This window comes from Arthrobacter sp. S2(2024), from assembly GCF_036662515.1.
Taxonomy (GTDB): domain Bacteria; phylum Actinomycetota; class Actinomycetes; order Actinomycetales; family Micrococcaceae; genus Arthrobacter.
This window is the reverse complement of the sequence record NZ_JAYKZI010000001.1, coordinates 159,205-178,048: the sequence shown is the minus strand read 5'-3', so window position 1 is coordinate 178,048 and position 18,844 is coordinate 159,205. Positions and strand designations below refer to the sequence as shown.

The 18,844-nt window shown below is 65.2% G+C and carries 14 protein-coding genes; 9 read left to right on the top strand and 5 right to left on the bottom strand.

All coding sequences use genetic code 11. The annotated features are described in order from the left end of the window. Positions 1-134 precede the first annotated feature (134 nt). The 4 genes from VLA65_RS00715 (at position 135) to VLA65_RS00700 (ending at position 4,739) form a co-directional block, all read left to right on the top strand. Entirely contained in the window at positions 135-362 is a 228-nt protein-coding gene (locus VLA65_RS00715) for a Trm112 family protein (protein WP_306961190.1), read from the top strand. 41 nt (positions 363-403) lie between these two features. Further along, on the top strand, positions 404-1,885 hold the full coding sequence (ahcY, locus tag VLA65_RS00710) for an adenosylhomocysteinase (RefSeq protein ID WP_332601520.1): 1,482 nt from the start codon (positions 404-406) through the stop codon (positions 1,883-1,885). Between the two features lie 249 nt (positions 1,886-2,134). Further along, positions 2,135-3,367, top strand: coding sequence for a L,D-transpeptidase (locus tag VLA65_RS00705; protein ID WP_442880156.1), 1,233 nt, complete (start codon positions 2,135-2,137; stop codon positions 3,365-3,367). A 292-nt stretch (positions 3,368-3,659) separates the two neighbouring features. Beyond that, positions 3,660-4,739, top strand: a complete 1,080-nt coding sequence (locus VLA65_RS00700; RefSeq protein WP_332601834.1) for a L,D-transpeptidase — start codon at positions 3,660-3,662, stop codon at positions 4,737-4,739. A gap of 66 nt (positions 4,740-4,805) precedes the next feature. Here the strand turns inward: VLA65_RS00700 and VLA65_RS00695 are convergent, their stop codons facing one another. Next, positions 4,806-5,606 (bottom strand): RDD family protein, encoded by an 801-nt coding sequence (locus tag VLA65_RS00695; RefSeq protein WP_306961196.1) that lies wholly within the window; start codon positions 5,604-5,606, stop codon positions 4,806-4,808. A 140-nt stretch (positions 5,607-5,746) separates the two neighbouring features. On the opposite strand from VLA65_RS00695, the gene VLA65_RS00690 reads away from it, so the two are divergent. Together VLA65_RS00690 and VLA65_RS00685 are read left to right on the top strand one after the other, a co-directional pair. Beyond that, entirely contained in the window at positions 5,747-6,739 is a 993-nt protein-coding gene (locus VLA65_RS00690; RefSeq protein ID WP_284989842.1) for a stage II sporulation protein M, read from the top strand. Positions 6,740-6,879: 140 nt separating this feature from the next. Then, positions 6,880-8,070, top strand: a complete 1,191-nt coding sequence (locus tag VLA65_RS00685) for a TIGR01906 family membrane protein (protein WP_332601518.1) — start codon at positions 6,880-6,882, stop codon at positions 8,068-8,070. A 117-nt stretch (positions 8,071-8,187) separates the two neighbouring features. Here VLA65_RS00685 and VLA65_RS00680 read toward each other — a convergent pair whose 3' ends face one another. Then, entirely contained in the window at positions 8,188-9,834 is a 1,647-nt protein-coding gene (locus tag VLA65_RS00680; RefSeq protein ID WP_332601517.1) for a dolichyl-phosphate-mannose--protein mannosyltransferase, read from the bottom strand. Positions 9,835-9,989: 155 nt separating this feature from the next. Between VLA65_RS00680 and rsmI the strand changes: the two genes are divergently transcribed. Together rsmI and VLA65_RS00670 are read left to right on the top strand one after the other, a co-directional pair. Next, positions 9,990-10,832: a 16S rRNA (cytidine(1402)-2'-O)-methyltransferase gene (gene rsmI, locus VLA65_RS00675; protein WP_284989869.1), complete on the top strand. Its 843-nt coding sequence runs from the start codon at positions 9,990-9,992 to the stop codon at positions 10,830-10,832. Between the two features lie 188 nt (positions 10,833-11,020). Next, complete coding sequence (locus VLA65_RS00670; RefSeq protein WP_332601516.1) at positions 11,021-12,502, top strand: NAD-dependent succinate-semialdehyde dehydrogenase; 1,482 nt, start codon at positions 11,021-11,023, stop codon at positions 12,500-12,502. Between the two features lie 217 nt (positions 12,503-12,719). Here VLA65_RS00670 and VLA65_RS00665 read toward each other — a convergent pair whose 3' ends face one another. From VLA65_RS00665 to VLA65_RS00655, 3 genes are all read right to left on the bottom strand, one after another. Beyond that, complete coding sequence (locus VLA65_RS00665; RefSeq protein WP_332601515.1) at positions 12,720-15,095, bottom strand: DUF3488 and transglutaminase-like domain-containing protein; 2,376 nt, start codon at positions 15,093-15,095, stop codon at positions 12,720-12,722. A 155-nt stretch (positions 15,096-15,250) separates the two neighbouring features. Further along, on the bottom strand, positions 15,251-16,669 hold the full coding sequence (locus tag VLA65_RS00660) for a DUF58 domain-containing protein (RefSeq protein ID WP_284989836.1): 1,419 nt from the start codon (positions 16,667-16,669) through the stop codon (positions 15,251-15,253). A gap of 23 nt (positions 16,670-16,692) precedes the next feature. Next, entirely contained in the window at positions 16,693-17,769 is a 1,077-nt protein-coding gene (locus tag VLA65_RS00655; RefSeq protein ID WP_307052638.1) for an AAA family ATPase, read from the bottom strand. Between the two features lie 188 nt (positions 17,770-17,957). Here VLA65_RS00655 and VLA65_RS00650 point away from each other — a divergent pair, with 188 nt between their 5' ends. Further along, entirely contained in the window at positions 17,958-18,842 is an 885-nt protein-coding gene (locus VLA65_RS00650; RefSeq protein ID WP_284989834.1) for a TatD family hydrolase, read from the top strand. Positions 18,843-18,844 lie beyond the last annotated feature (2 nt).

The window sequence follows — 18,844 nt, the reverse complement described above, 5'->3', positions numbered from 1 at the left end:
GTCGCCCAATGTGTCGCGGCTCCCTGAGCGACAAGCATTGTGACACCGTGTGCAGCGCCGCTGGGTTGTACTCTGGAAGCTGCCATATCTGTCCAAAGCGGCGTCCGCGAGATGCCATCCAGGGAGCTTCAACCATGCCAAAGGTCAGTCCTGAATTGTTGTCCATCCTGCGGTGCCCTGTCACCGGGTCCCCGCTGGAGCAGGACGGCGAGGAACTTGTCTCGACGGCCGCGTCCGCCTCGGGTGAGAAGCTCCGCTATGCAATCCAGGACGGAATCCCCTTGCTCCTGCCCCCCGAGCTGCTGGCCGCCGCCAACGCCGCGGCCTCAGACCAGCACGACGCAGGCCAGCACGACGCCTGAGCCCCCCTGACTCGACCATTCGGTACTTCCAAAGGACTTCCATGACTTTCGACTACAAGGTTGCAGACATCTCCCTGGCCGAAGCCGGGCGCCACCAGATTCGCCTGGCAGAGCACGAAATGCCGGGCCTCATGTCGCTGCGCGCCGAGTTCGGTCCAAGCCAGCCGCTCAAGGGGGCGCGTATTGCCGGGTCCCTGCACATGACCGTGCAGACCGCGGTGCTCATCGAGACGCTGACGGCCCTCGGTGCGGAGGTGCGCTGGGCCTCGTGCAACATCTTTTCCACCCAGGACGAGGCAGCGGCCGCCGTTGTCGTCGGCAAGGGAACTGTCGAGTCTCCCCGGGGTGTTCCCGTGTTCGCCTGGAAGGGCGAGACCCTCGACGAATACTGGTGGACCGCCGAGCAGATCCTCACCTGGCCGGGCGCGGACGCCAACCCTGAGCTTGGGCCCAACATGATCCTCGACGACGGCGGAGACGCCACGCTGCTGGTCCACAAAGGCGTCGAATTCGAAGCAGCCGGCGCGGTGCCGACCGCCACGGAGAGCGATCCCGAAGAGTATGCGCTGGTCCTCGACGTGCTGCGGACGAGCCTTGCCGCCGACCCGAAGAAGTGGACCCGCATCGCCGCCGGGATCCGTGGCGTGAGCGAAGAAACCACCACGGGCGTGCACCGGCTCTACCAGCTCGCCGAACAGGGCAAGCTGCTGTTCCCGGCCATCAACGTCAACGACTCGGTGACCAAGAGCAAATTCGATAACAAGTACGGCATCCGCCACTCCCTGCCGGACGGCCTCAACCGCGCCACGGATGTCCTGATGGGCGGAAAGGTCGCCGTCGTCTGCGGCTATGGCGACGTCGGCAAGGGCGCCGCAGAGGCGCTCCGCGGCCAGGGTTCGCGCGTGATCGTGACGGAGATCGACCCCATCTGCGCGCTCCAGGCAGCAATGGACGGGTACCAGGTGGCCAAGCTGGATTCCGTGTTGGAACAGGGCGACATCTTCATCACGACTACGGGCAACAAGGACGTCATCATGGCCTCCGACATGCTCCGCATGAAGAACAAGGCGATCGTGGGCAACATCGGCCACTTCGACAACGAGATCGACATGGCCGGACTGGCAAAGGTCCCCGGCGTGCACAAGGTGGAAATCAAGCCGCAGGTCCACGAGTGGGTGTTCGCCGCAGCCGACGGCCGCGAGGAGCGTTCGATCATCGTGCTTTCCGAAGGCCGCCTCCTGAACCTGGGCAACGCCACGGGCCACCCCTCGTTCGTTATGAGCAACTCCTTCGCGAACCAGACGATCGCCCAGATCGAGCTGTGGACCAAGAGGGACCAGCCCGAGGCCGAGCGCGAATACTCGAACCAGGTCTATGTCCTGCCCAAGATCCTCGATGAGAAGGTTGCCCGCCTGCACTTGGACGCTTTGGGCGTGGAACTGACCGAGCTCAGCAAGGAACAGGCGGAATACCTGGACCTTGACGTTGCCGGGCCGTACAAGCCGGAGCACTACCGGTACTAAGAACACTGGCTGGGGGCACGCCGGAAGGCGGGCTCCCAGCCAATATCAAGCCGCGCCCCTTAGGATGCGGCTGTGGGGCGTGAGTTTTATTGGGGGGCGTGAGTTTTGGAGAAAACAGGAATGGGCCTTAATCCCGACGGCGAGCAGGCGGACACTTTCGAGCAAGTGGACGCTGCGAGGCTCTTCGACACCGAGCAGGACGGCGGCAGCGCCCGACACTTGGATGCTGGGCACTTGGACGCTGGGCACATGGATGCTGGGCCGACGAAGCGAAGCAGGTTCCGCAAGGTCGCCTGGATCGTGGTTGTCTGCCTCATTGCCGCGCTCAGCGGCACGTTCGCCGCAGTGGCCCCGCATGCGGCGAGTGCGGCAATCGAGTCCGAGGGATCATCAGGTGAACGCAGCGAGGCAGCGGCGGTGCTGCCCGTCGTGAAGCCTGCCACGGTGGTTGCCTCGCCAGCGAGCGGAGCCAAGCAGGTGAACCCGGCCGCGCCTGTCACTATCAGTGTCAAGGACGGAACCCTGGACAGGGTCTCCCTGACGAGCGCTCAAGGCAAGACCGTTGATGGTGCGTTGACCCCGGATGGACTGAGCTGGACGGCATCCACTCCGCTCGAATTCAACTCCTCCTACACCTTCAATTACACCGTTGCCGATGCGGCCGGTCGCGCAACGTCGAAGACCGGATCCTTCACGACGGTCTCCACGCAGAACGAGGCCGACGCCGCCATGTACCCCCTGGACGGGGCGAAGGTGGGCGTGGCGCAGCCGCTCCAGCTCACGTTCAGCGAACCGGTCGTCAACAAGGCCGCTGTCGAGAAGGCCATCAAGGTCACCTCCACGTCGGGCCAGGTGGGGGCCTTCCACTGGTTCAGCGACACCATGGTGCGCTACCGTCCGGAGAACTTCTGGGCAGCGAACAGCACCGTCACCGTGGATCTCAAGCTGTTCGGGGTGGACTTCGGCAACGGCCAGATCGGCAACTTCAACAAGACGAACACCTTCAAGATCGGCGACAAGAAGGTGGCGGTGGCCGACGCGGTTGCCCACACGTTCACGGTCAGCATCAACGACCAGCAAGTGGGCCAGTGGCCGGACACCATGGGCGACACCAGGTTCCCTTCCGCGCGCGGCTACTTGGTCCTTATGGAGAAGTACCGGGTGGAGCACATGGACGCCTCCACCATCGGCCTTAAGCCGGGGGATCCGGCCTACTACGGACAGCTTGACGTCAACTACGCGACGCGCCTGACGCCCAGCGGCGAGTTCATCCACCAGGCCACCGACTCGGCCTTGCCGTACATCGGCGTCACGAACCTCTCCCACGGCTGCATCGGATTGGGACCTGACGGCGCGAAATGGGTGTTCGACAACATGACGACCGGAGACGTCGTCCAAGTGGTCAATACCCAGGGTGACTACGCCAACTACGACGACGGCTTTGGCGACTGGAACATCCCCTGGGCCCAATACGCCGACTGACCCAATACGCCGACTGACCCAGTACGCCAACTGATAGGGCGCGCCTGAGCGCACTGCCCCGGACGCATCGGAACCCCCGGTAGACTTGGCGGGTCAGTCTTGGGGGCTGGCTTTCTGCCGGGGGATGTGGAGTTGCACTGTGGCGTCGCAAAGGAAAAGCAAGACCGGGAAGATTCTCGGAATCATGGGGATATGCGCCGGCGTTGCGGTCGGAGGAATCGGTGTTGCAACCGCCCCGAACTGGCTGCGAACGGCGGTCGAATCAGAAGCGGGATCTCCGCAACGCACGGATGTGGGGTTGGCGTCCGCTGTCGTCAAGGCAGTGGAACTGGGAATCACGCCCCTTGACGGCGCCCGCGAAGTGAATCCCGCCGTCGGGCCTTCCGTGAAGGCGGTACACGGCACGCTGAAGGACGTTGAACTCGTCCCGGCCAAGGGCGGAAAGGCCATCACGGGAAGCATCAGTTCCGATGGCAGCACCTGGTCCACGCTGGATCCCTTGGCGTTCAATACCGAGTACCGTTATGGCTTCACTGTTGTTGACGGCGCGGGCCGGGAAACCCGGAAGACGCAATCCTTCAGCACAGTATCCACGCCCAACGAGGCCAATGCCTTGGTGTTCCCCAACGACGGTTCCGTCATGGGTTCGGGGCAACCCATCGAAATCAACTTCAGCGAGCCTGTGGCGGATAAAGCCGCCATGGAACAGGCCGTGAAGATCGGCGTTTCCTCTGGCCAGGAAGTGGCCTGGCGCTGGTACTCGGACCGCAAAGTGCGGATCCGCCCGGAGACCTTCTGGGCGGCCAACACGAGCGTCACGGTGGACATGCCTTTGTTCGGCAAGGATTTCGGCAACGGAATGATCGGCAACTCCAATGTCAAGGCAGTGTTCACGACCGGTCCGCAGCGGATAGCGGTAGTGGACGACGCCACCAAGACCATGAAGGTGTATTTCGACGGCGCACTCGTCAAGACAGCTCCCGTCACCCTTGGCAGCCCGGACTGGCTCTCGCCCACCGGATACGCCGTGATCATGGAGCAGGAACGCCACTCCAAATTCAACGCCGGCAGCATCGGACTCAAACCCGGTGACAAGGGCTACTACGCACCGCTCGTCGTCGAGCACGCCAACCGGCTCACGAACTCAGGGGTCTACGTTCACCAAGCGCTTCCATCGGCTTACGGGGCCGTCGGCGCATACAACGTCTCGCACGGCTGCGTTGGCCTGCTCCCGGCCGATGCCGCGTGGTTCTTCAACAACATGCGTACGGGGGATGTGGTGCAGGTACTGAACACCGGAGCCCCCGCGGTGGAACCGCTTGAAGGCTTCGGGGACTGGAACATCGCCTGGGCCGGCTACGCGAAGCGCTAAGCCCTGCCGGGACGTGGAGGCAGTTGTGCCCGACGGCGTTGCGCACCGTGCGTGCCGCGCGCTTTGCTAGCGCGTGAACGGGAGCCTGTTGAGCCGGTCGCCCATAACGGCGCTGCGTTGTTCAGCGCGGCGCAGCCGTTCCAGGTCCCGGTTTCGCCGCTCGCCCAACACTGCGTTCAGGTAGCCTTCCGGCGTCGTTCCGGGCGGCGGAGGTGGAGCGACGTAAGCCGCCAGCTCGCTTGCAAGGGCCGCGGCCAGGCGGGCGCGTGAGTCCGGAGCCATCCGCCAGGCCTGCTGGATGAACTGTGAGGCCCGCCTCGCCGTCCCGTCGGGAACCCTGCCGATATCGGCGAGCGCCACCCAAGCCTGCAGGTGCGGAGGCGCGAAGGGGAGGATTTTGGGTTCGGCAGGAACGCGCTGCCTGAGCGCATAGGTTCCTGCCACGACGTCCCCGAGCCTCTTCGACTTGTCATTGAACAGTGCCACGGCAATGGCCAATCCGCCGAACGTCGCGTAGATCTCCAGGAACCCGATCAAGCCGCGGATCACCGCGTGCCGGAAACGGATGGATCCGCCGTCGTCGCGCACGATCCTGAGCCCGGTAGCCAGCTTGCCCAGAGAACGGCCACGGCTCAGCGTTTCCACCGCCACGGGGACCACCACGAGGCACAGCACCCCACTGGACAAAACCATCGCGTTGCCCGCGGCCACGTCCACATCAGGTGCCGCCATACCGATCAGGAACAACAGGCCCACCAGCAACACGACGTGAACCAGGACATCGAGCATGAGCCCAAGGGCCCTCGCCCCGAACGATGCCGGCCGCAGTTCAAGGACTACGGCCTCGCCGGTAATGATAGAACTCAAGCCCGCCCCCAAGCATTGCCACGACCTCCGCAGGACCGGACGGCTCCCGCTGGATCGAGTCTAACCGCGGCCGCCGATGCGGAGGAGGGCTTTGCGTGGATGTGGGACTGTTTGGGGAGGGTGGGGATTAGGGTAGAGCCGTGGACATGGATGCCTTCTCCGTGGTGAACGGGACCAAATGGGCCCGCTTGCACGAGCTCGCGCACAAACGACGCCTGGACGGCGGCGAAGCCGACGAGCTGCTGCGTTTGTACCAAGTGGTGTCATCACACCTGTCCCTCATCCGGTCCGTGGCCCCGGAGAGCGCACTCTCCGCCTCCTTGTCGGCGGCCCTCGCCCAGGCCCGCACGCGCTTCACCGGGGCACGATCGAATTTCATGGAAGACCTCGCCCGCTTTTTCGTGGTGTCCCTGCCAGCCGCGTTCTACCGATTGCGGTGGCTCACTGTCTGGTGCGGGGTTTTCTTCTGCCTTGTGGCCGGTGCCTACACGTTCTGGATCGGAACGTCCCCGGACGCCTTGAGGGCCCTCGGAAGCAGCAACGCCGTGAAGCAATACGTCGACCACGACTTCGTTGACTACTACTCCGAGAACCCTGCTGCATCCTTCGCCGGCGCGGTCTGGACCAACAATGCCTGGATAGGGGCGCAGGCCGTGGCCTTGGGCATCACCGGATTCTGGGTACCCTACATGCTGTTCGGGAATGCCCAGGGCCTGGGAGTTGCGGCTGGCGTGTTTGCCGCCACCGGCAAGATGGACGTGTTTTTCAGCTACATCCTCCCGCACGGCCTCATGGAGTTGACGGCTGTGTTCATCGCCTCCGCGGGCGGTCTCCGCATTTTCTGGGCGATGGTTTCACCGGGTCCGAGGCGCAGGATGCAGGCAGTCGCGGAAGAAGGCCGTTCCCTGATCACGGTGGCCCTGGGCCTGGTGCTTGTCCTGTTCGTTTCCGGACTCGTCGAGGCCTTCGTCACGCCGAGCCCGCTTCCCGTGTGGGCCAAGATCCTGATCGGTTCGCTCGTTCTCGCGGCATACTGGATCTATGCCTTGGTGCTGGGCGGGCGGGCATTCCGCGCCGGCGCCACGGGTGACCTGGACGCAAACGACGCCGGATACCGGGAGATTGCCGCCTGACGGCACCCGGGTCCGGCCGCAATCCGACGTCCGCCGGGGTGGCTCATCGTCTCTCCGCGAGGGCTGACGGTAGGCTCGATGGCAGAGAAGATTGCCAGCGGACCGTTCCTGCTCCGGCATGTGAATCCTACGGAAGTGAAATGCAAGTGACCGAGAAGAGCCCGATCCCCAAAGATCCGGACGCGGATATCCACGACGACGGCGACGAGCCGGCCTTCGAATGGATGAAGCCTGCGGCCAAGTCCGCAGCCACTGATGCACGTCCGGCCGGGGCCCCTGACGGAGCCCGGGACTCTTCGAGCACGCGGGAGCCCGAAGAGGGCAGACCGGGAGACGGCGCCGTGGGAGCGGCAACCGCAGGCGAAGCTGCACTGCCGCCCGCGGGACGGCCCGTGGCAGGACCTCCCGTCGCAGGACAACAGGCGGAGAGCCGGGCAGACCGCAAAGCCGCCGAGGCTGCGGAGGCCGGACAGGAACCAGCCCTCTTCGCGGAGCCCCTGCCGACGTCGGCCCTTCAGGTCCGCCCCCCGGAAGCCGAAGTGGAACGCCGCAACCACGAGCGGGAGCAGGCCGCCAACGCCAAGCCGCTGGCCCCGCGCATTTTCCAGGTCCTGCTGGCCGTCTTCTACCCGGTGGTCCTCCTGGTGCTGGCAATCCGCGCCGTGGCGAGCCCGCTGTTCTTGTGGGTGGAGTACTACCGGCCGGGATTCCCTGGCGACGGCTACGGCTTCAACGCCGATGACCGGATGACTTATGGGTCCTACGCCCTGGACTATCTCAGCAACTGGTCCGGGCCACGCTACTTGGGCGAGCTCGTCAACCAGAACGGCGAGAAGCTGTTCAAGGAAGGCGAAGTTTCCCACATGGCCGACGTCAAGACCGTGATGCTCTCCGCATTCGGAGCCGGCGCGCTCATGATCATCATCGGCATCATCGCCATGCTCTATCTGCGCAAGCGAAGCACGGGCGGAATCCGCCGCGGAATGTTTGCCGGTTCGATCGTCACTTTGGTGCTCATCCTTGGACTGGGCACGCTTGCGGCCTTGGGCTGGCAGCAGTTCTTCACGGACTTCCACCACATTTTCTTCGCCAACGGCACCTGGACATTTGCGCTCGACGACACGCTGATCCGCTTGTTCCCGGGGCAATATTGGATGGACTCCGGGATTGCGATCGGTGCATTGGTCTTCATCACGGCCCTGCTGACACTCATCTTCACCTGGCCTACCCGCCGTCGTCGCGGACTTGCACCCAAGAACCAAGCTGCTGCGGAACACAGCGCGGATGCGGACCCGGAGGTCCGCGCGGAAGCCGGCACGCCGGAGAAGTAGCACCACCGCAACAACGAGGAAAGCGGTCCGCCTGGGAGTCTCCAATCCCAGGCGGGCCGCTTCGTTCATGCGGGGGTGTTTAGTGTGCGAGCCGTCCTGGCCTTCCGGTCAGGCCGCTCAGATCCAGGACGGCATCCACATGCGCATCCGCCAGTCCTGGTAGCTGATCACTTCCGCCGTCCACACCGGATAGAAGAACGCCGACAACAGCACGGCAAGGACCACCACAAGGCCCACCAGGTACAGGCCGGAGCGGCGCCGCCATGGAGGAGCCCCGCTCCTGCCGAGCACCAGTCCCAATCCATAGACGAGGGCCAGCACGAGGAAGGGCTCGAAGGAAAGCGCATAGAAGTAGAACATGGTGCGCTCCGGGTACATGAACCACGGCAAATACCCGGCGGCGACCCCGGCCAGGATGGCCCCTGCCCGCCAGTCGCGCCGTCCCGCCCACCAGAACAGCACCACAAAGAGCGCAATCGTGGCACCCCACCAGACCACCGGGTTGCCGACCGACAGGATCGCCGAAGTGCAGTTGGGCAGATCGCAGCCGGGAGTGCCCGGCTTGGGGGACTCATAGTAGAACGATGTGGGCCGCCCCATGACAAGCCAGGTCCACGGACTCGCCGAATACGGGTGCGGCGAGCTGAGGCCCTGATGGAAGTTGTAAGCCTGCACGTGGTAGTACGCCAGGGAGCGCAACGGCCCGGGAATCCAGCCCCACGTGGCGGAAGGATTCGTGTCGGCCCAGTGCCGGTAGTAGGCGTCGTTGGAAAGGAACCAACCGGTCCAGGTCGACAAATACACGGCAGTCGCCGCGGGAATCATGGTGAAGAACGCCGGAATGCCGTCCTTGATGATGCCTGCGCTGGGCCAGCTCCGGATGCCCGCAATGCGCCGCGCGCTCATGTCCCAAAACACCGTCATCAAGCCGAAAGCAACAACGAAGAACAGCGCCGACCACTTGGTGCCGACCGCCAAGCCGAGGCAGACACCCGCCGCCAGCCGCCACCACCGGAATCCGAGCCACGGGCCCGAGGCGAGGTGCACCGCCGTCGGACGGCCGTCCTTGGCTCCGCCCGCCAGCGCGGCAAGCCGTGCCGCCAAGCGGCGTCGTCCGTCGTCGCGGTCCATCAGCAGGGCGCCAAAGGCGGCGAGCAGCCAAAACATCAGGAAGATGTCCAGGAGCGAGGTCCGCGACATGACCAGGTGGTGGCCGTCCACGGCGAGCAACAGTCCCGCCACCGCGCCCAGGATGTGGGAACGGAACAGCTTCAGCGCGATCAAGGCGACCAGGAAGATGGAGAGCGTGCCGGTCAGAGCCGCGGAAAACCTCCAGCCGAAGGAATTGTCCGAACCAAAGAGCCACATCCCGAAGGCGATCATCCATTTCCCTACCGGGGGATGCACCACGTACTCGGGGGAGTTGAGCAGGACGTTGGGGTTGCCCGCATTGAAGGCATCGTTGGCCTTGTCCGGCCAGCTCCGCTCGTAACCGCTGACCAGGAACGAGTAGGCATCCTTGACGTAGTAGGTCTCGTCGAAGACGAGGCTATGCGGGTCACCGAGGCGGACAAAACGCAGAATCCCGCCGATCACGGCCGTGATGGCGGGGATCAGCCAGAACCACAGCCTCAACGACGGCGGATAATCCCGCCAGCTCTGGATGGTTCCAATGAGCCGCGTCCGCAGGGCCTCGGCCGTGAAAGCCTCCCGGGGCCGTATCAACCAGGTTTGCGGGGCGGGGCGCAGGGAGGTATCGGTCACTCAGCCCATGCTACCTTTTGCCTCCGGTAGCTCCCTGAAGGCCGGAGGCGGAGCCAGGGCATTAGGCTTGTTGGGTGACTGAACAGCTGAGCTCTCCGGATGAAACCACCGTTCCTGATTCGGCGGAGTCCCTTGAGGCGCACGCGCTTCCTGACCTGCCCGACGGCGTAGGCCGGATAGTGCTGGCTGCCACTCCCATCGGCAACGTTGGCGATGCCTCCAGCCGGCTCATCGAGTTGCTGCAGACGGCCGACATCGTCGCAGCGGAGGACACCCGGCGCCTGCATCGGCTCGTCCAGTCGCTCGGCATCACCGTGTCCGGCCGGGTCATCAGCTACCACGAGCACAACGAGGCCGCCAAGACCGAGGAACTGCTGGACCACGTCCGGGCCGGCAAGACCATCATCATGGTGAGCGACGCCGGAATGCCCGCAGTGTCCGACCCCGGCTTCCGCCTCGTGGAGGGAGCCGTGGCCGCAGGGCTTTTCGTCACCGCCTTCCCCGGCCCGTCCGCCGTGTTGACGGCCTTGGCGCTATCGGGGCTGCCCACCGACCGGTTCTGCTTTGAAGGATTCCTGCCCCGCAAAGCCGGAGAACGCAGCTCCCGGCTTGCGGACCTCGCCGACGAACGCCGGACGATGGTGTTCTTCGAGGCCCCGCACAGGCTTGAGCCAATGCTCCGTGCCTTGCACGAGCGTTTCGGCTCGGACCGTCGCATCGCGGTCTGCCGCGAATTGACGAAGACCTACGAGGAAGTCATTCGGGGAACCATCCGGGAATTGCTCGAGTGGGCCGAAAACAACGAGGTCCGCGGCGAGATCGCCGTCGTCGTCGCCGGCGCCCCCGAACAGGCGCCAGGCAAGCCTGAGGACCATGTTGCCGCCGTCAATGAACTCATCGCCCAGGGAATCAGGCTCAAGGAGGCGGTGGCCGCAGTGGCCGAGGACGCCCGCATCAGCAAGCGCGAGCTGTACTCTGCCGTGCTCGCGGCGCGTTAGGCCGTGCTTGCGGCGCGGTTGCTTCAGCCCCCACTCCGGGGCTGTGCAACTGCACAAACTCTTGCGCCCGCGGCAGTGCGCGAAGGCGTAGACACTGCTTCGCGGCGGGCAGTACCGTGACAGTAATTCCACAAAAATCAAGTGTTGGTGCATCCCTACAATGTGCGCTGACTGACGAAGGAGTCACTGTGACTGTTACCGCCGATCGCGAAAGCGAACTTCTCGCCTCCGTTCCCACGGGGCTGCTCATCAACGGCCAGTGGCTGCCTGCCGCGTCCGGCAAGACGTTCGACGTCGAGGATCCCTCCACCGGCAAGGTGCTTGTGAGCATCTCCGACGCCGGAGTGGAAGACGGCGCCGCGGCGATGGACGCTGCCGCAGCCGCCCAGGCCTCCTGGGCCCGTACCGCTCCGCGCGAGCGTGGCGAAATCCTGCGCCGGGCATTCGAGCTGGTCACGGCACGTGCCGAAGACTTCGCGCTGCTCATGACCTTGGAAATGGGCAAACCCTTGGCCGAAGCCCGCGGTGAAGTAGCCTATGGAGCCGAGTTCCTGCGCTGGTTCTCCGAGGAAGCCGTCCGCGTCAGCGGCCGCTACTCCGCGGCTCCGGACGGCAAGAACCGCATCCTCGTCCAGAAGAAGCCGGTTGGTCCCTGTCTCCTGATCACCCCGTGGAACTTCCCGCTGGCCATGGCCACCCGCAAGATTGCCCCCGCGGTGGCCGCCGGCTGCACCATGGTCCTCAAGCCCGCCAACCTGACCCCGCTGACCAGCCTGCTCTTCGCACAGGTCATGCAGGAAGCCGGCCTCCCCGCAGGCGTGCTCAACGTCATCCAGACCTCCACGGCCGGCGCCGTCACCGGGCCCCTGATCAAGGACGACCGCCTGCGCAAGATCTCCTTCACGGGTTCCACCGCCGTCGGACAGGCCCTCATGCGCGAAGCCGCGGACAAGGTCCTGCGCAGCTCCATGGAACTCGGCGGCAACGCCCCGTTCGTGGTCTTCGAGGACGCCGACCTGGACAAGGCCGTCGAAGGCGCCGTCGCGGCCAAGATGCGCAACATGGGCGAGGCTTGCACTGCAGCCAACCGCTTCATTGTGCATGACTCCATCGCTGACGCCTTCGCCGACAAGTTCGCTGCCAAGATCTCGGCACTGAACACCGCGCGCGGTACCGAACCGGACTCCACGGTCGGCCCGTTGATCGACGGCAAGGCCCGAAACGGGGTGCATGCACTCGTGTCCGACGCCGTTGCCAACGGAGCGGTCGCCGTCACCGGCGGTGCCCCGGTGGACGGCCCGGGCTACTTCTACCAGCCCACCGTGCTCAAGAACGTGTCCGCGGACGCGCGCATCCTGAAGGAAGAAATCTTCGGGCCCGTTGCGCCGATCATCACCTTCAAGAGCGAGGATGAGGCCATCAAACTGGCCAACAACACCGAATACGGCCTGGTGGCCTACGTCTACACCAGGGACCTGAACCGTGGACTGCGCGTCAGCGAAAAGATCGAGACCGGCATGCTCGGCCTCAACGCAGGCGTCATCTCCAACGCCGCGGCACCGTTCGGTGGCGTGAAGCAGTCAGGCCTGGGCCGTGAAGGCGGTTTCGAAGGCATCGAGGAATACCTCACCACGCAGTACGTCGGCATCGCGGATCCCTACGCCGACTAGTAGGACTTCGGCGGACCTCTCGCAACGGGGAACTGCCGTTGAGTGAAAGGCAGGGCACCGAAACCTTTGGGTTCCGGTGCCCTGCCTTTGCCGTTCCAAGCCCAACTGATCCCCACCGCCACCCTCGCCTCGCAAGCTCGGCCAGGGAACCCTGGCGGCGTGGCCCCTCACTGTCGTTTTAGGCGCCCATAACGACAACAACTGCTAGTGAGTTGGGTCAGGGCCGCCAGCGGATGGAACTGAACAGCCTTTGCCAGGATCCTGCCGCACGGCGAGCCGCGGCGGTGGACATGCCACCCAGCCAACGGAAGGGCGTCGATAGGAGCTGGAACCACCGGGACATCAAGGATGGCGGGAACCAATCCGCACGGAAGGCCTCGAACCATGTGGCATTGCGCCGGAACGCCGCACGGACAGCCGCGATCCGGATCGGGGCCGGGTTCGCTTGCTCTGCCGCAGTGTCCGCAGGGACGCCCGCCGGGGGACCGTAGCGCTGCCGTTCGAAGTCGCCCGTGAGCGAGGCGACTGCGTGCTGCCCGGCGTCGTCGTCGGCTCCCGACGGCGACGCTGCCGCCACGGGCGCGCCGAGCACAGCCGAGTTGCTCAATCGGGCCGCGAAATGCCGCGGCGTTTCGCTCGGCACCGGCGGAACACCGTAATCCGTGGCGAGGTCCTGGAGCTCAGCCCACGCCAGGACCGGACCACCCGGCCTCAGGCGCCGCGCCCGGATGCCGGAGCGGACCAGCCGCGGGGAGGCCACCAACACCGCCAAAAGGAGCGCCGCTGCGGTGACGTACAAAATGGCCGCGGAACCGGTGCCCGTGCCCGATCCGATCCCCGGACCCGCAACGGGCGGTACAGCGGCGGTGCTCGGCGCGGGAGTCGAGGCACCCGGGGCCAAGTTTTCGTCATGCAGGTTGGTGCTCGGGCCGCCCGCTGCAACAGGGTCGCTCGCGTAGGGCGGGACCACGCCGCGGGAAGGGGTTGGTTCGAAGGCGACCCAACCGACTCCCTCGAAATAGAGCTCGGGCCAGGCATGGGCGTCGCGGGCATCCACCTGGTATTCGGGAAGGGGTTCCTGTCCCGCCACGGCAACAGTGGCCCCCGTGGCGTGGCCCGGCGCGTAGCCGACGGCGATGCGGCTCGGGATTCCCTCCAGCCGTGCCATGACGGCCATCGCGGAAGCGAAGTGCACGCAATAGCCGCTCTTCTGCTGCAGGAAATCCGCCAGCACGGACAGGCCGTTGCCGTCATAACCGCCCTGGACGGGAGCCTGCAGGGAGTAGCTGAACTGGGACGAGCGGAGATAGTTCTGGATCGCCATCGCCTTGGCATAGTTGCCGTTGGCGCCTGCCGTCACTGTCTTGGCGGTGTTCTTCACAATGTCAGGAACATTGCTTGGCAACTGGATGAAATCCTGCGAGATGGAGGTGGGCTTGGCATTGTCCTGGCTCAACGTCGCGGACGTCACGGAAGGCAGCGCCGAATATACCGTGTACTGCTGGTTCCGGGTGGTGCTGTCCTCGCCGCGGATGCTCAGTGTCTCGGGATCCCAGGACCAGCGTCCGCTCAGGCCGTTGACGGCGGTCGGGGCATAGGGGACCGGGAGATACGGGCTGGTGAACTGTCCGGTATCGACCACGGTCAATTGGCGGACCAGCTCGGCGGGGAGCGGGTAGTCGGGCGCCATCCGGCCAGGCCCGATGCGCCGGGAGGCTTCGCGGTCGTCCGGCGCCCAGGTATCGCCGTCGAACTTGTCAATGGTGACGGAACGCAAGTACACCGGGGCCGTGGAACTCGTGGCGTAGGTGATGCTGCCGTCACCGGTGGGATTCCGCAGGCTGTTGCCGAGCGTGATCATGGGATTCAGGCCGTTGGAGACGCCCCAGGGATTCAGCCTCGAACCGACCGGAAACGTCCCGCGCTCAAAGCCCGGAACCGCCAACGGCAACAGCAGCCCCAGCACCAGGGCCACGCCACCGATCACCATGGACCGTTTGAGCTGCCCCGTACCGTGGGCGTTGTCGGTCTGCAGCCTCGAGTCCGGTGCGAACCACTGGCTGCAACCCAGGATCAGGATGAATCCGGCGGCGGCAGCCAGGAATCCGGGCAGGCCGCCGCCTTGCGGCTTGATGGTCGCCGGGAACACGAGGACTACCAGCAGGCCCAGTCCACTTGTCGCGGGCATGCCGAGCGGGACGGCCAAGGCATCGATGAGGATAGCTACCAAGCCCAGCCCCGCGCACGCAACGAAAACTATTCCGGCGTTCGGGGAGACGGGCGCCGTCTCAGATACCACCGTTTCGCCGGCCCGTTTCAGGAATTGGCCCAGCGTGTCAAGGGTCGCGCCGGAAGGAATGAAACCCGCGATGCTTTCCGGCCGGAAGAACGTGAAGTCGAGGATGAACACCAAGGCGAGAAACCCGCCCAAAGTGGTGAGTACCGGGTGGACCCTCAAGGCACGAAGGACGGCGAGGGTCAATCCGACGACGAACACCGTGGTGATAGCGGGAACCAACCACGCCCAGCCCCTGAAAACCCCGTTGAGGGAGAGCGAGGCTCCGAGTACGGCGAAAGCGATGGCCGCCGACATTGCCCAAGGGTAGGCTCCAGGTCCCGGCTTCCGCGGGGAAAGGAGCGCCCTTCCCGGACCGCTGGACCTTCCCGGACTGTTGGAGGATGGGTCACTTGTCCCCGGCGGCTCCGGGCTCGGGGGCCGTCCCGGAGGGCCGTTCCTGGAGGTTGTGGTCATCGTGGCACCGCCGCGCCACGGCGGACGTCCATCGCTGCGGCAGCAGCTGCGAGGATCTCTCCCTGATCGAAGCCGGCCCAGGCGGCGGGAAGGTCCGTCCTCGAGCTCACGGCGACGGCACGCCATCCGCCCAGCTTGAGGGCTTCGATGACAGGTTGGACATGGCGCGGGTGGTCGGTAACCACGAGGGCAAATGCGTTGGCCCCGTAGCCGGCGGCCGGCGCCAACGCCCGGGCCTCGGAGAGCGGCATGTTGCCCAGCAGCGCGAGAACGGGGCCACGGAGGCGGTGCGCGGCCAGCTTGTCCATCAGGTGGTCGTCGAAGGGGGCCTCTGCACCCTCGACGGCGGCGGTTTCTTTACGGCCGCGCTCGCCGTGGACGTGCCGTGGACCGCTGAGCTGGATGGCGGCGAGGCTTTCGGCAATGGACTGCAGGCCTCCCAAACCACTGAATTCCTCGGTTTCGGGATACGGGGCGGAGCGGGATGAACGGAATGCGGGGTGTCCCGCGGCATCCAGGAACCGCAGCGAATAGTTGCGATCGGCGAGGTGGGTGCTGATCGACATCGCCGCCGTCACGACCCATTCGAAGTTCTCGCTGCTCACCAGTTCAAAAGCGTCGTCGTGCGCAGGGCCGAAGACCGCGGCCGGGCCGGACACGAAAGCGGAATAGCGCTGGTCCAGGATGATGGTCGCCTCTGGCGTGGTGACGGATTCCTCTTGCCGCACCATGAGCTCTCCGTGCCGCGCTGTCGCGGCCCAGTGGACGCGTCGCATGGGGTCCCCGTGCCGGTATTCGCGGGTCATCACGTCGTCGTCACTGGGGTTGGCGCGGATCCGGGTGGCCGTCACGCCGTCGTTTCCGCGCGCCCCGGCCAGGCCGGTGGCGGGGAGTTCGACGGCGGCAGGCGTCACGGTGAGGATGTCGCCGTCGTCGATCTCGTGGCGGTGCAGCGACAAGCCGAAGGGATCGCAGAACTCGGCCGTCACCGGACCGATCTTGAACTGGCCGCGCTTACCGGAGCGCAAATGGTATTCATAGCGGCTGGTGCCGCCGGAAGCGGCGCGGGCAGGAAAGCGAAAGGCCGGAGGTTCGCCGAAGCGCGGCGGCAACTGCTCCTCCATGATCACCGGCCCGGCGGCTGCACCGGTCCGTGCCACTGCCAAGCGCACCGTGGCCGTGGAAGAGGTTTCCACGGAGGAGGGATGGAATTCGCGGAACACCTGGAAGCGCGGTTTGAGGATACGGACCCCGGCAAGCGATACCAGCGGCAGCACCAACAGCAGGATCCCCAGGGCCAGCAGATCCCGCCTGCCCATGATCTGGGCAAGCAGCAAGGAACCCACGCCGCTGGCAAGCAAGCCCCACCCACGGGTCGTGAACAGATGCTTCGGAAGTAGATCGACCAGCGCCATGCCTGCCCCCCTTCTTCGTTTCCCTAGGCGCCGCGGCGTTCCACGCCAGCGTCCTGGCTGACGGGGAGGGAGGCCAGGATGGCCCGGATGATGCTCTGCGGAGTGTCACCGGAACTCGCGGCCTTGCGGTCAAGGATGATGCGGTGTGCCAGGACGGACTCGGCGACGGAAATGACGTCGTCGGGAAGGACGAAATCCCTGCCGTCAAGGGCGGCCGTCGCTTTGGCCGCCCGCAGTAATTGCAGCAGGGAACGCGGGCTGGCTCCGAGGCGCAGGCGGGCGCTGTCCCGTGTGGCCCGGCCCAAGGCAACCGTATATTCCTTGACGGATTGGGAAACATAAACCTGCTGTACCGTGGCGATCATTGCCGCGACGTCCGCGGAAGTGACCACAGGGGTGACTTTGGCAAGGGGTGAGACAGCCTGATGCGTCTCGAGCATCTCGATCTCCGAGAGCTTGTCGGGGTAGCCCATTGAGATGCGGGCCATGAAACGGTCCCGCTGCGCCTCCGGCAACGGATACGTTCCTTCCATCTCGATGGGATTCTGCGTCGCGACAACCATGAACGGTTCGCCCAGTTGGTACGAATGGCCGTCCACTGTCACCTGGTGTTCCTCCATGCATTCGAGGAGGGCGGACTGCGTCTTCGCGGAGGCGCGATTGATTTCGTCGCCGATCACGATGTTGGCGAACACCGCACCCATCCTGAACTCGAACTGCCGCGAGGACTGGTTGTAGATGGAGACGCCCGTGACATCCGAAGGAAGCAGGTCCGGGGTGAACTGGATACGGCTGACCTTGCAATCGATGGTCCGGGCGAGGGTCTTGGCGAGCAGCGTCTTGCCAACGCCCGGCACGTCCTCCACCAACAGGTGGCCTTGGGCGAGGAGCACGGTGAGGGCAAGCGTGGCGGCCTCGGCCTTGCCGTCGATCACTTTGTTGATGGCCGCCAGGATCTTCTCGCTGGCAGCATGGAATTGCCCAGGATCCATGACGCTCGGCTTGTGCCCGTTAAGGGACTCGCGCTCAGGCGGCAAGGCAACCACGGCCTCGTCCCGTAGCAACTCTTCGTCAACGGTGCCGTGTCGCTTTGAGTCCATGGACAATCCCCTCAGCCATGACAGAAACCCCAGCCGGGCCGCGGTGCCCTGGCCGGGATATACCGCCTTTTGTACCAGACTACCCAGCCTAGGGCCGCCGCAGACAGAGGCATGTTCTTGAGGAATGGATACACGGGGGATTAGTTCGCGGTCCGGAAGGCATCAGCAGGGAAAGATAGGGTGGATCCATGTGCAATTCCCTCCCACCGGCTTCCTACCGCGCAACTGAAACCGGCGATTCCCGCAAGGAATACCCGCCGGCTCCCGAACCGCTGCCGGTCCCCGTGATGGACAACCACACGCACCTAGATTTCCGGCACGGCCTGCTCGAAGTAGCCGTCACGGATGCTTTGGACGCCGCCGAAGCCGTGGGGGTCCAGGGCGCCGTGCAGGTAGGTTGCGACCTTGAGTCATCGCGGTTCACGGTCCAGGCGCTGGACGCGGACCGGCGGCTCCTCGGAGCTGTCGCGATCCACCCCAACGATGCCCCCGTGTACGCGGGACGCGGAGAGCTGGAATCGGCGCTCGCGGAAATCGAGGAGCTTGCGGCGCATCCTCGGGTTCGTGCGATCGGTGAGACCGGCCTTGATTTCTACCGCACCCATGGCGACGGCCTGGTGCACCAGCGCCATTCGTTCCGCCGCCACATCGATATTGCGAAGCGGCTGGACCTCACCCTCCAGATCCACGACCGTGACGCGCATGACGACGTCGTCCAGGTTCTCCGGGAGGAGGGGGCCCCGGAGCGGGTGGTGTTCCATTGCTTCTCGGGCGATGAAGAACTGGCCCGGATCTGTAACCTGAACGGCTGGTACATGTCCTTTGCGGGCACCATGACGTTCAAGAACGCCGCCAATCTGAGGGACGCGCTGGCCATCGCGGATCCGGAACTGGTGCTCGTCGAAACGGATTCCCCGTTCCTCACGCCGCACCCCTACCGGGGCCGTCCGAACGCGAGCTACATGGTGCCGTACACCGTTCGTTCCATGGCCGAAGTGACCGGAACCGAGCTTTCCACGCTGTGCTCGCAACTGGCCCAAAACACCGTCGCAACGTACGGTTCCTGGGACTGAGC

Coding starts and splice junctions, on each gene's coding strand:
- VLA65_RS00705 (WP_442880156.1), top strand. CDS start 2,135: ATGGATGCTGGGCCGACGAAGCGAAGCAGGTTCCGCAAGGTCGCCTGG.
- VLA65_RS00665 (WP_332601515.1), bottom strand. CDS start 15,095: ATGTCGGCGGCCATCGCTTTCGCCGTACTCGGAGCCTCGCTCTCCCTC.
- VLA65_RS00655 (WP_307052638.1), bottom strand. CDS start 17,769: ATGGACTCAAAGCGACACGGCACCGTTGACGAAGAGTTGCTACGGGAC.
- VLA65_RS00650 (WP_284989834.1), top strand. CDS start 17,958: ATGTGCAATTCCCTCCCACCGGCTTCCTACCGCGCAACTGAAACCGGC.
- VLA65_RS00685 (WP_332601518.1), top strand. CDS start 6,880: ATGCAAGTGACCGAGAAGAGCCCGATCCCCAAAGATCCGGACGCGGAT.
- ahcY (WP_332601520.1), top strand. CDS start 404: ATGACTTTCGACTACAAGGTTGCAGACATCTCCCTGGCCGAAGCCGGG.
- VLA65_RS00660 (WP_284989836.1), bottom strand. CDS start 16,669: ATGGCGCTGGTCGATCTACTTCCGAAGCATCTGTTCACGACCCGTGGG.
- VLA65_RS00715 (WP_306961190.1), top strand. CDS start 135: ATGCCAAAGGTCAGTCCTGAATTGTTGTCCATCCTGCGGTGCCCTGTC.